Consider the following 12535-nt stretch of genomic DNA (forward strand, 5'->3'; position numbering starts at 1 on the left):
GGACGGGTACCAAATACTATGAGGATTTTTTTCATTTCATGTACCTACAAAGTTCCAACATCAATTTTTACATCCAAAATATTTGCAAAACATACTATGAAATGCTTTGAAACTTTGATTAGACAGTGTTCCATATTTCTTTTGAATGGCATTTTTTGATACAACAAATGTTTTTCTTATCATTAGTTTTGAAGTTTTTGGGATATTGCCTTTTGCAAATGCACTTCGTTCTAAAAGAGTTTCATCATCTTTCAAGTATTCTATTCGGCTACTGATAGGAATAGCAACAAAATCATTGTAAGGAAGATTGTCTTTAAAGACAAGAACCGGTCTCTTTTTTGATTGTTTGAGATCTGTAAAATAGAACTCGCACAAGACAACGTCACCTTCAATTACTTCCATACATAATCCTCTTCCGGATCTTGCCAATCCTCTATAAGATTAGCAGTATGTTCCGAAAAAACTTTGATCGTATCATCATTCTCTTTAGGTGTAACCGTATCTTCAAGAATTTGTAATTGTCGACTATTTAAATTTTTTAGGAAAAACATAATGTGCTCATAGATACCATCCTGAACTTTTAATTTTATAGTATGCATTCTAACTCCTTTCTATGTGACTTTACGTGGTATTGTATTTGTAATTTCATTAGTACTTTTTAAAGCTTCCAACTCTTTTGTTACAAAATCCAAATACTGATTATCCTCTATAAATGCATCCGCTTTTAAAATAGCTATAAAAATATCAAAAACAAAGAATTCAACCTCTCTTTTAGACATAAATCAAGTCCTTCTTAATTCTGTTTTTTATAAATGTCTGCATGGAGTCCAAATAGCCCATATCGATTTTTTTATTTAATTGCGCTTCTAAAAATGCTTTTGCCTCTAACCTTTTTAAAATATCCTTTTTTTGCATTTTGAGTATGGCAATATCTACATCGCTTTGTTCTGTCGCTTCACCTCTCGCATAAGACCCAAAAAGAGCAATCTCTTCTATACCGAATCGGCTTTTTAATTCACTCTTGACGTGCTTTAAGTGTATGATGAGTTCATTGGTTATCATGAAATCCTCCTTTTTTTGATTTTAGTGGTCAAGAGATAGTGATAGCATTCAATCATCTATTTACTACCTTCTATTTTTCTAATATGCTCAACAAGTTCATCCAACTCCTGAGTGGTAAGATCCCATACGATTTGAGCATCAACCCCAAAGTATTCATGTACAATAAAGTTTCTAAAATCCTTAACCATACGCCATGGATACGAAGGAGCTTCTTCTTCCAATGTATCAATAAGCGTTGAAATAGCCTCACCTATGACAATATATTCCCTAATAGTTGCACTATATGTTTTTCTATCATTTTTAAAATCTTCAAAGTTTAGATCTTCAGTAAATTCTTTTATTGCTGCCGAAGAATCAAGTATATCTTCTATGTAGAGTTTTTTATCTCTCTTAGGCATACTCAATCTCTTTTTCAATATATTTTTTAACAATAGGTTTAATACTACTTTCAATCCCAATATCTATTTTTTTTTGTAAAGCATCCTCAAGATATGCCTTTAATCCAAAAAAACTTCTAAATTTATTACTATTTTCAATCTCAACAACTAAGTCAATATCACTATCATCTCTCTGTTCATCTCTAACATAAGATCCAAAAAGACCTATTTTGACAAGACCAAATTTTTCATGCATTTCATCTTTATGAGAACGTAAAAAATCTAAAATAATTATTTTAGTCATAGCACAACCTCAATTTTATTTATATTATACACTATTTACTACCAATATTCTCAATATACCACCCAATCGCCTCTTCCATCCCCTGATAGATATCATGTGTCGGTTGGCAGCCTACCATGGTTTTGGCTTTGGTGATGTTGTATTCGTGACTTCATTGGTACTTTTTAAGGCTTCCAACTCTTTTGTTACAAAATCCAAATACTTATTATCTTCGATAAATGCATCCACCAGTTCTATTTTTAAATCTGTATCGACAGCTCCGAATACATCGGCAAAGCCAATGTACGGTTGGAAACATCTCTTGAAACCGGCATGAACTGTTTTGGTTCTATGTAGTTTAACGTATCTTATGCATATACTGCTTTAAGTGTTTTCTCAAAACTTTGGTGTAGCACATAGGCAATAGTATCAGTATAATGATCTGCCTCATAAAGCAAATGCGCTCCCTGAAGATCAGGGAATGCCGTTTGGAGCCATTCGGAAGCGTATCGTTTATTTGCTGCCATACAGTAATTTACCCTGTTGCATAATAGCTATATTGTAAAAAGGGTCTATACGCTTTGCCATAAAGTTTTTTCCTTCAGCCAACACATCGAAACCTATTTGATATTTTTTCATTAGATCCCTCAGAAAAAAAAGTGCTTTAGCTTCTATATTTTCCTTCGGTTCCTTCATTAGTAAAAAAAGGTCAATATCACTATCTTCTCTTGCCTCGCCCCTGGCATAACTCCCAAACAATATAATCTTATCGGGGTTAAGCACTTTTAGCCTTTCTACAATTTCCGGTTTAATTCTTTCTATATCGACCATCATATCCCCTTTTTTCATATTATTATAGCAAAAAAATGGGTATGTCCCGTAGGTTTGGCCCTACCAAACGTCAAAACGTATTTCGGATACTAAGAAAGTGCAGAATTGCCAACCCGCATAAACCGGGATCTGGCGTTTGGTGGGACCAAACGTCAAAATGTGTTTCGAATATGCTTACCACCTATATTTTCAATATACCACTCAATTGCTTCTTCCATTCCCTGGTAAATGTCATGTGTCGGCTGGTAGCCTACCATGGTTTTGGCTTTGGTAATGTCAGCGTTGGAGTGGCGAATGTCACCCGGGCGGAAGTCTCTGTAGATTGGTTGTTGGTGTTGTACGGATTGGTTGAGTTGATCTTTGATGAGCTCGTAGAGTTCGTTGAGGGTGTTTCTTCCTCCTACGGCTACGTTGAAGGCTTCTCCAAACGCTTCGGGGTTGTCCGTTGTAGCGGCGAGGATGTTCATTTGGATAACATTGTCGATGTACGTAAAGTCACGGCTTGTTTCACCGTCACCGTTGATGAAGACATCTTCACCTTCAAGAAGAGAACCAACCCATTTTGGGATGACCGCAGCATAGGCACCGTTGGGGTCCTGACGACGTCCAAAGACATTGAAGTAACGCAGGCCGAGCGTCTCCATACCGTATACTTTTTGGAACACAGAACCGTAGAGTTCATTGGTCGCTTTCATCGCCGCGTAGGGGGAGAGAACGTTACCTGTACGCTCTTCAACCTTTGGCAGCTCTTCGGAGTCACCGTAAACTGAACTGGAACTGGCATAGACAAACCGTTTGATTCCGGCATCTTTGGCTGCGGTGATCATGTTAAGAAAACCCGTAACATTGGAACGGTTGGACGTGACAGGATCATCGATGGAACGGGGGACGGAACCCAACGCTGCCTGATGCAGCACGACGTCTACACCTTCACACGCTTTTTGGCAAGTCTGCATATCGGCAATGTCGCCCTCGATGAAGGTGAAGTTCTTCGCATTGTCTTCACCCACGGATGCCAGAACATCATCGATATTGTGTTGATACCCTGTAGAAAAGTTGTCCAAACCGACCACTTTCTGGTTGTGGTTCAGCAGGAACTCTGTGAGGTTGGAACCAATGAAGCCGGCATTTCCAGTAATGAGCCAGCTCTTTTGCTCTTGTTTAAGTTGTTCTTTTAATTGTTCCAGTTTATTCATCACAGTTTCCCGTCACTTTCTTTCAGTTTTGACTTAATATCGTAAACTATTGTATTGTCTCCGTTTTTAAGCGTTTCCAAGTCAAGATCATCAAATTTGTCATGGGCAACCGCCAGTACGATTGCGTCGTAATGATCCATGATTAATTTTGAATGATCGATTAAGGAAAGTCCATACTCCCGTTGGACTTCCGCACTGTCTGCCCACGGATCATACACACTGACATTCGTACCGAACTCTTCAAGCTCTCTGATTACATCAATGACGCGGGAGTTACGAATATCCGGACAGTTTTCTTTGAAGGTGATCCCCAGTACCAGTACCTTTGATCCGGCGATCTTATGCTCTTTCTGGATCATCAGTTTGAGTACCTGGTTGGCGACGTACATACCCATGTTGTCGTTGAGTCTTCTGCCTGCAAGAATGATCTCGGGATTGTAGCCTACCTCCTGGGCTTTGTACGTCAAATAGTAGGGGTCCACACCGATGCAGTGACCTCCCACAAGCCCCGGCCGGAAAGGAAGGAAGTTCCACTTCGTACCGGCCGCTTCAAGTACGGCTTCCGTGTCAATGCCGAGCTTGTTGAAAATGATGGCCAGTTCATTGACGAACGCGATGTTGATGTCTCGCTGGGAATTCTCGATGACCTTGGCCGCTTCCGCCACCCTGATGCTTGGTGCCAGATGTGTCCCGGCTGTAATAACAGAGGCATAAAGCCTGTCTACAGTTTCTCCTGTCTCAGGGGTAGAACCGGAAGTGACTTTCAATATCCTGGTCACTGTGTGTTCTTTGTCTCCCGGGTTGATACGCTCCGGGGAGTAACCGCAGAAAAAATCTTCATTGAACTTCAGTCCGGAGAACTTTTCGAGAACCGGCACACACTTTTCTTCGGTGGCACCGGGATATACTGTTGATTCGTAGATGACAATATCATCTTTTTTCAATACTTTACCGATGGATTCACTCGCTTTTACAAGAGGTGTAAGCTCAGGACGTTTATGTTCATCGATAGGAGTCGGAACAGTGACAATATAAATGTTGCAGTCAGCAATATCTTCAAGCAGGTTGGTAAACTCCATCCCGTTCGCCATGGCTTCTTTGACCTGATCTTCACTCAGTTCCAGTGTCCGGTCTATCCCGCTTTCAAGCTCATCGATACGCCACTGGGCGATGTCGAAGCCGACTACTTTGTACTTTTCACTGAACGCATGCGCCAATGGCAAACCTACGTACCCTAAACCGATAACAGCAATTTTATAATTCATAGGGAGTTCCTCTTCCTTTTATTACGGGAGTATTATAGCTAAAAAGCAAGTCATTAGAGTTCTGCCAAAGATGCTTTTTCACATTTTCAACACTCTTGTTTCTGTCTTTTGATCATGGCCGCAAGGAAAAGATAGAAAAGAACAACATTCAGCAAAAAGAGGACCAGAAGAAAACCTTCATCCGTATTTTTATTCATTTGAAGTCCCGCAAGCGAATAGACAAGCTGTATCAACCCTAAAACAAAAACTGTTTTTCGGGTATTTTCCGAAAAAAAATGTTTAAATATATGGTGTACATGACACCGGTCTGCCGAAAAGGCAGACCGTCCGCTGAGTTTTCTGCGTATCATGGCTGCCAGTGTATCGAGAATAGGTACCGCCGCAATGAAAAGAACACTGACGGTAGGAATATATGCCAGTGCCTTGATCGCAAGTACGGAAATAACAAATCCGACAGTGAGAGAGCCGCTGTCACCCATAAAGATCGAAGCAGGATACCAGTTAAAAAGCAAAAATGCCAAAAGTGCTGCAATAAAACAACCGGAAAGGGTAAAAAGAAAGAGATCATGATGTTGATAGCCTATCAGCATAAACGCACCAAAAATAATAATACTGACAGAAGAAGAAAGACCGTCAAGACCGTCGATGAGATTGCTTGCATTGGTAAAACCGGAAACAGCGAACATCGTAAACGGCAATGCCAGCCAGCCCAATGTCAGGTTTTTTCCAAAAAAAGAACCAAGTTCGTTAATGACGATTCCGTCCAGGTCAAGAAAGACTGTAGCAATAAAGATCACAATAAATTTTGTTTTGGGCGACGTATCATGATGGTCATCAAGGATACCTGTCAGAAAAACCATCAGGATCGCTACAAATGTCCATTTGTACTGAAGGAGAAGATCAGGGTGAAAAAACGGAAAAAGCAGAAACAGGGAGAGCAGAAAACCGATCCCCCCTCCCCGGGGTGTGACCACATTATGCGTGCTGCGGGCATTGGGCACATCAACAAGCCCCAGCACAGGAGCATAGTGTCTGACGATCCAGACCAATACTGCGCTGAGTAAAAAAATGCTCACAGATTCAAACAGCATCGAGAGATCAATCACTCAGATATTTAAGTGTCACGAACGGCGCTGCGATTTTTGTAATGGTTTCAAACGGCGCAGTAAAGTTGTTTGAAGTGACTTTGAATTCTTTCCAGTCATCCGGCTGTACATAGACAATATCATTCGGTCTTAACATGAGACTGGCATAATTCATCTTATCAAAACGGGTAAGATCGACCTTTCTCATCTGTATGCCGTTCGGTGTGTTGGAAAGGATAATCACCCTGTTTTTTACGGCAGAGTCGGTAAAGCCGCCTACATCAGCCAAGGCTTCAAAAAGTGTCATTTTCTCTTTGTCCAGTGGTACAGGACCCGGTTTTCTTACTTCGCCCAGTATAAATATACGTTTATTCAATACTTCAACATAGACAGAAGGTGTATTGAGATATTTCTTGTACAATCTTGTGATCTTGTCCGCTGCCTGTGTCTGTGTCAGGCCCGCAAGATGCACTTTTCCGATTAGAGGAAGACGTATATTGCCTGCGGTATCTACAAGGATCCCCTTCTCATTCAAACGCTGCCCCAACTCGGAGGACGCACTTTCCGCAGCGGCATTCGGATCTTTGTAGAGCATCACTTCAAGCCTGTCCTGGGGAAGGATCCGGTATTCGATGCTTTTGTCCGTTACGTTTTGACTTTTGACTGCATAATTGGTTTGCAGCAGTTTATAATCCCCGTTACTGCTGCAGCCCGCGAACAAAATACTGAGCAGCGCAACGGCTGCTATTTTTTTGATTGGGTACATTTCTTCACTCCTCACTTTTCATATTTAAACATATGATATCAAATACTTTATAAAACCCTATAGCAACATATCATTTTTAATCATATTGCGTTTAAAAACATCATGATAGACATCGAGACAGAAAACATCGGAAAGCATTTCTACCTGCCTGTTATGATGGGTATCTGAACCTAAAAAATCTATCATGCCCGCTTCATTCAGAAAATGGGCCAACCGTTTTGCACCCTTTCCATAGTGTCCGCCAAACGAATTGAGATTGACTTGAAAAAACACACCAAGCTCTTTCAGCCGGGCATATTCTTTTTGGGGATCTTTAATATAGCGGTAACGTTCGGGATGCGCCAGCATAGGTTTATATCCGGCTTCACCGATGGCAAAGATCATTTCTTCCATCTGTATCGGTCTGGACATATAGGAACTTTCAAACAGTATATATTGGTTTGAGACAGACAATATGTGCGTTTTTGCCAATTCGTCATAAAATGCATCATCCAGATAATATTCTGCCGCTGCTTCAATTTGCAACCCAATACCGTTTTCTTTTGCAGTCTTTCGCAGGGCTTTCAGCCCTGCGCCTATATTCTCTGCATTGTTTCGGTACGTATCTGACATAATGTGCGGAGTGGTAATGACTTTTTCATAGCCCAGGTCCTCAAGCCCCTTCAAAAGGGTCAGACTCTCTTCCATACTCTGGGATCCGTCATCAATACCCGGAATCAGATGGGAATGAATATCTACACGAAGTTTCGGGCCGTATTTTTTTGTCTGCTTTTTTTTTCTTTTAAATAAAGAAAAAATCATTTTTTATCTTCTGCGTAGTAACCATAGCCGTAGCCATAACCGTAGCCATAGCCGCTTCTCTCTATATTGACATCATTAAGCAGTATTGCAAGCCCCTGGATTTCCCGGTGGGAAGAGAGTTCCTTTATTTTATGGATGAATCCTTTTTTGGAATACCCAGCCCGTAGAATATAAATGCTGGTATCTGCTTTATGCATCAATGTTCTTGCATCTGTGACAAGGCCTATCGGCGGGGTATCGAGAATAATAACATCATACACTTCTCTCAGTTTATCGATCAGTTTGTCCATCAATTCCTTCTGTATCAATTCACTCGGATTGGGCGGGACAGGTCCCGACGTGATCACATCCAGATTTTCATAGGCTGTTTTCTGTATAACATTCTTCAGGGTCGTACTGCCGGAAAGCAATGTACTCATGCCATATTTATTGGAAAGAGCAAACTTTTCATGCAATGTCGGTTTTCTCATATCGAGATTCAAAAGAATGGTCTTTTTTCCTGCCATACTCATGATGCCTGCAAGATTGATACAGACCGTTGTTTTTCCCTCTCCTCCGATCGTTGATGTGACTGCTATGACATGTGATCTGTTCTTTCGTACCATGAACTGTAAATTCGTTCGTAAATTCCTGAATGATTCCGCTACGGCAGATTTGGGGGAGGTAAATACTTTGATCTCATCGGTACTTTTTTTCATATGAGGAACATACCCGAGCATCGGCAGGTCTGTCGCATGGGTCACATCTTCCTCTGTCTGAATTCTGTCATCGAGAAAATTCCTCAAAAATGCAAGCGAAATTCCCACGATCAGCCCAAGTATCAGGCCGACAAGAACGATCATTTTTCTTTTGGGCTTGACGGGAGAAGCAGGTAAAAGTGCAGAGTCAAGCATACGGTTTCGGCTGACTGTTGCTGCCTTGATAATGGCAGTAGCAGATTGCTGTTCAAGCAGATAGGAGTATATTTTTTCATTGACAGCGAATTTTCTCTGCAACTGCCCGTACATTCGTTCATCGGCAGGCAGTTTATTGAGATTTTTCTGATACTTTTCAATGCTTTTTTCAAGTAGCTTCTTTTTCTCATTGATACTGACTTTAAGATTTTTGATCGTATCGATAATACTTCTTTTTAAATAACTGATCTGTTTTTTAAGTTTAACCACGGCAGGATACATCTCGGTATAATCTTCACGCAGTACCTGTTTTTTCAAAATTGCTTCCTGAAGCAAAGTGATCTGAGAAGAGAGCGCTTCATTGCCCGAACCAATGCCCGCAATACTGATGGATTCAAGATGCTTTTCTTTTTTGATCTGTTTATACAGATTATTTAAAATCTGGCTTTCCATACTTATCGTGTCGAGTTTTGCCTCTGCATCACTCATCTGGGTAATGATCACTTCAGCTTTGGAACTCAGACTGATCGTATTGGTGCCTTTTTTAAATTCTTCGATCTTGACTGCCGAACTCTTCAGGTTCTCATTAATACGTTTTAGCTGTTTATCGATGAAATTAAGTTTCAGTGTCGCTTCTTTGGTTTTCTTCTCCACATTCTGCTCAATATATGCCTTCGCAAGTGCATTGGCATATTCCTGCGCCCGTAAAGCGACATTGTCTTCATACGATATTCTCAGGATCGTAGAATATTTGGATGTCTGTGCCGCATTGACACCGCCGGACGGCGTATTGTCTTTCGCAATGTCAAACCGATATCTGTTCGCTTTCATTTTACCGGTACGGACCACATTCAAATGAAAATGTGCTGTATCTATCTCTTCGCCGTAAAGGTGTACTTTATCGTAATGCCACTCTGTACCATTGCTGTCCTTTGCTTTTTCAACAACCAGTCTGTAATGCTTTGAATCTATAGGATAAAGTTCAAAAGAGACATTGAAACCTCTCAGCATACCTACCCTGAACGGTGCGTTTTTATACAGTTCTATTTCTTTGAATTTTTTCGTTGTATAGTAATGATGGGTAAAGTCAACATATTTCAATGCTTTTTTTGCCAGAAAACGTGACTTGATAATTGCTATCTCTGTATCAGAACTCAAGGCACCCGGATCCATCGCAGCATTTAAAATATCATGGCTTGACGAACTGCGGTCCTGTACACCGACTTCTACGGTCGACGAAGCTTCATAAATATTGGCTTTAAAATAGGCGATATAAGCACTCACAAGTCCAAATATCAACACAAAAAAGAAGATCATATACTTATAGCGGTATAGAGTACGGAATATCTCCTTAATGTCTATTTCATCATCAATGGGAGAAACTTCATGTCGCATTGCAATCCTTCAGGGAAATATTTTCAATTTGATATCCACGTGTGCAGATAGATATCAAATTCCAAAGCAGTATTATAACATCAAAAAGATATAGGGAAACCTCTCATATACAGGGGGAGAGGACTGCAAAAGAGAAGTCCCCGATTTTAAAAGGTATAGGTGATCCCGACTGTCAGTCCGTCTGTTGAAAGCTTGTGATAAACCGTAGTATCTTTCCCGTTACCATAATCATACAGTCTTGAATTGATATCAGCATCGTTTGCAGTCATAGTATAATCCACGAAAACAGACCATGTGTTTTTTCGGACTCCGTCATCGATATCGACAAAAGTGTAACTCACACCCAGCCCCCATTGAAAACCAGTTTCGCTCATAATTTCCTGGCCAATGACATCCGGCCAGGCCGAATACGTATTGTCTCCGCCTGAACCTTCCACATGTGAATTTCCGAAACCTACCAATCCATATACGGTGACATAGGCATCATCATAATCATCACTCTGTGTATCGTCTTCCTGAAAACGGTATTGAGGCTTAAGAAAAATACTGTATGTTTTCAAATCTGCATAGTCTCTTTCCCAGAACGTTCCCGAAATACGTCCTTCGATCCCAATGTATTTATTGTAGTTATAGCCTATGATCCCTGTCAAGCCTCCGGTTTGATCCTGTGTCGGTGTAGCATTATCGAACCAGCCTGACTCTGTCGCATACGTACGATTGTAAACCATTCCCACACCGATATAAAAATCACTATCATCCTGGCTGAATACCGCTGCAGGTAAAATATCTCCGCCGGCAAATACACTGCTCCCCAGTGCCGAAGCGGCCACGAGTGAATACACTAACTTTTTCATCATCATTTCCTCCAATTCGTTTTAATATCACCTACATAACGAATTAATTCTATCTTTTTTTCACTTAAAGCATTATACAGCACACATTCAAAATGAGGAAGAAGATGAAGAAAGCAAATATCCCTTCTTTTTTGCAGATTTTTTACAGATTTCTATTCTTCAAAAATGATAATATCATACGCATTTTTTGTGACCAGGGCTTTACTCATATGCACTGACCCGTTCCGGTTTACTTTACTGAGTTCCTCCCTGAGCTGCTCGATCTCTTTTTGCATCTGGTCTATCTGCTCTTTGAGCTGCAGTACAATATCTACTCCGGCAAGGTTCACACCCATTTGACGGGTCAGACGCAAGATGAGTTTCATACGGTCTATGTCTCTCTGCGAATAAAGGCGCATACGCCCTTCGGTACGGGAAGGCTCTACCAGCCCTTCCCTCTCGTACTGTCTGAGTGTCTGGGGATGGATATCCAACATGGTTGCTACTACTGAGATCAGGTATACCGGTTCATCATAACTATGCATTATTCACTCCTTTACAGTTTTTCCTCAAGTATTTTTTTCACTTCAGGATCGAGTGTATCAGCATCGGGAAGTACGACATTGGCGATCAGGTAGAGATCTCCGCGCATGGCTGTTTTCCTGTCTGGAACACCTTTGCCTTTAAGCCTGAATTTTTGGCCGTTCTTCGTATTTTTGGGCACTTTCAGGGAAACTTCCTTCTCCGGTGTCTGCACCTGCACCTTACCGCCGAACAGTGCCTCTTTCAGAGGGACATCGAAGGTTTTGTAGAGATTGTCGCCTTTTCTCTCATATTCATCCGATGCGGCAATATCGACTTTGATCAGCAAGTCACCTCTCTGCCCCTGATGAGATTTTCCTTTGCCTCTGACACGCAGTGTTTCTCCGCTCCTGATCCCTGCGGGGATCTTGATATCGAAACTTTCGCCTTCCACATTGATCTTGTATTTTCCGCCCTGAACTGCTGTCATGAACGGTACTGTAATACGCGCCTGGACATCAAGGTTCGGGGCACCAAAGCCGCCAAAACCTCCGAAACCGCCCTGCGCACCGCCGAAGCTGCCGGAAAAACCGCCGCCTCCGCCTCCGCCGAACATTTGGCGCAGAATTTCGTCAAGGTCGACCCCCTGCCCCTGTCCGCGTGCAAAATCGTGGAAATTCTGACCACCGAACATTTGGTCGCCATACTGGTCATACTGGGCTTTTTTCTCTTTGTCGCTCAACACTTCATAGGCAGCATTGATCTCTTTGAATTTATCGACCGCACTTTCATCCTTGTTGATATCGGGATGGTACTTTCTTGCCAGTTTTCTATAGGCTTTTTTTATTTCGTCAGCACTGGCATTTTCACTGACTCCGAGTGTTTCATATAAACTTTTTGACATATTTTTCTTCCTGTTTCACTTAAAGTATTGCTTTATTTTAAGGGTATTATATCAAAAAACTTTAGTCAATGTCAATCAAGTTTACGAATTTTCATGGTATTATTTTTAATATTTTTACTGGCAGTATCATCAAAAGAGGGTAATATTTTGTACAATACGCTATGAATTTTATCTATATAGACGATATTGACCTGCCTGAAGTGCAGATATACCAGAGGCTGAGGGAAAATGCTTTTTCCAAAGACGGTTCCTTCATTGCAGACAGTCCCAAAGTGGTTGGTCTGCTCATAGAATCGGGGGTTGTGATCAAAAGTATCTTTAC

17 protein-coding genes are annotated in these 12535 nt (G+C 41.2%); all 17 read right to left on the reverse strand.

Going from position 1 to position 12535, the window contains the following annotated elements:
• Positions 1-60 precede the first annotated feature (60 nt).
• Entirely contained in the window at positions 61-402 is a 342-nt protein-coding gene (locus F8L24_RS01745) for a type II toxin-antitoxin system PemK/MazF family toxin (RefSeq protein ID WP_294951175.1), read from the reverse strand.
• The gene (locus tag F8L24_RS01750; RefSeq protein WP_294951176.1) at positions 393-599 is read right to left on the reverse strand and encodes a hypothetical protein; all 207 of its coding nucleotides are present in this window, start codon (positions 597-599) and stop codon (positions 393-395) included. The genes F8L24_RS01745 and F8L24_RS01750 overlap by 10 nt, the downstream gene beginning before the upstream one ends.
• 12 nt (positions 600-611) lie before the next feature.
• Entirely contained in the window at positions 612-779 is a 168-nt protein-coding gene (locus tag F8L24_RS01755; RefSeq protein WP_294951177.1) for a hypothetical protein, read from the reverse strand.
• Positions 772-1062 (reverse strand): nucleotidyltransferase domain-containing protein, encoded by a 291-nt coding sequence (locus F8L24_RS01760; RefSeq protein WP_294951178.1) that lies wholly within the window; start codon positions 1060-1062, stop codon positions 772-774. The genes F8L24_RS01755 and F8L24_RS01760 overlap by 8 nt, the downstream gene beginning before the upstream one ends.
• Before the next feature lie 56 nt (positions 1063-1118).
• Entirely contained in the window at positions 1119-1460 is a 342-nt protein-coding gene (locus F8L24_RS01765; RefSeq protein ID WP_294951179.1) for a DUF86 domain-containing protein, read from the reverse strand.
• Positions 1453-1743, reverse strand: coding sequence for a nucleotidyltransferase family protein (locus F8L24_RS01770; protein ID WP_294951180.1), 291 nt, complete (start codon positions 1741-1743; stop codon positions 1453-1455). Before F8L24_RS01770 ends, F8L24_RS01765 begins: the two co-directional genes overlap by 8 nt.
• A 347-nt stretch (positions 1744-2090) precedes the next feature.
• Complete coding sequence (locus F8L24_RS01775) at positions 2091-2249, reverse strand: HEPN domain-containing protein (RefSeq protein WP_294951181.1); 159 nt, start codon at positions 2247-2249, stop codon at positions 2091-2093.
• Complete coding sequence (locus F8L24_RS01780; RefSeq protein ID WP_294951182.1) at positions 2236-2553, reverse strand: nucleotidyltransferase domain-containing protein; 318 nt, start codon at positions 2551-2553, stop codon at positions 2236-2238. Before F8L24_RS01780 ends, F8L24_RS01775 begins: the two co-directional genes overlap by 14 nt.
• Positions 2554-2705: 152 nt before the next feature.
• Complete coding sequence (locus F8L24_RS01785) at positions 2706-3749, reverse strand: SDR family oxidoreductase (RefSeq protein ID WP_294951183.1); 1044 nt, start codon at positions 3747-3749, stop codon at positions 2706-2708.
• Positions 3749-5014 carry a nucleotide sugar dehydrogenase gene (locus F8L24_RS01790; RefSeq protein WP_294951184.1) on the reverse strand — a complete coding sequence of 422 codons (1266 nt, stop codon included), beginning with the start codon at positions 5012-5014 and terminating at the stop codon, positions 3749-3751. The genes F8L24_RS01785 and F8L24_RS01790 overlap by 1 nt, the downstream gene beginning before the upstream one ends.
• Before the next feature lie 86 nt (positions 5015-5100).
• On the reverse strand, positions 5101-6120 hold the full coding sequence (locus F8L24_RS01795) for an MraY family glycosyltransferase (RefSeq protein ID WP_294951185.1): 1020 nt from the start codon (positions 6118-6120) through the stop codon (positions 5101-5103).
• Positions 6113-6865, reverse strand: a complete 753-nt coding sequence (locus tag F8L24_RS01800) for a polysaccharide biosynthesis/export family protein (RefSeq protein ID WP_294951186.1) — start codon at positions 6863-6865, stop codon at positions 6113-6115. Before F8L24_RS01800 ends, F8L24_RS01795 begins: the two co-directional genes overlap by 8 nt.
• A 57-nt stretch (positions 6866-6922) precedes the next feature.
• Positions 6923-7666 (reverse strand): CpsB/CapC family capsule biosynthesis tyrosine phosphatase, encoded by a 744-nt coding sequence (locus F8L24_RS01805; RefSeq protein WP_294951187.1) that lies wholly within the window; start codon positions 7664-7666, stop codon positions 6923-6925.
• On the reverse strand, positions 7663-9954 hold the full coding sequence (locus F8L24_RS01810) for a polysaccharide biosynthesis tyrosine autokinase (protein ID WP_294951188.1): 2292 nt from the start codon (positions 9952-9954) through the stop codon (positions 7663-7665). The genes F8L24_RS01805 and F8L24_RS01810 overlap by 4 nt, the downstream gene beginning before the upstream one ends.
• A gap of 146 nt (positions 9955-10100) precedes the next feature.
• Complete coding sequence (locus F8L24_RS01815; protein WP_294951189.1) at positions 10101-10808, reverse strand: outer membrane beta-barrel protein; 708 nt, start codon at positions 10806-10808, stop codon at positions 10101-10103.
• Positions 10809-10960: 152 nt separating this feature from the next.
• Complete coding sequence (locus tag F8L24_RS01820) at positions 10961-11332, reverse strand: helix-turn-helix transcriptional regulator (protein ID WP_294951190.1); 372 nt, start codon at positions 11330-11332, stop codon at positions 10961-10963.
• An 11-nt stretch (positions 11333-11343) separates the two neighbouring features.
• Entirely contained in the window at positions 11344-12213 is an 870-nt protein-coding gene (locus tag F8L24_RS01825; RefSeq protein WP_294951191.1) for a DnaJ C-terminal domain-containing protein, read from the reverse strand.
• Positions 12214-12535 lie beyond the last annotated feature (322 nt).

The sequence above is a fragment of the Sulfurovum sp. genome, assembly GCF_015493435.1.
Lineage (GTDB): Bacteria > Campylobacterota > Campylobacteria > Campylobacterales > Sulfurovaceae > Sulfurovum.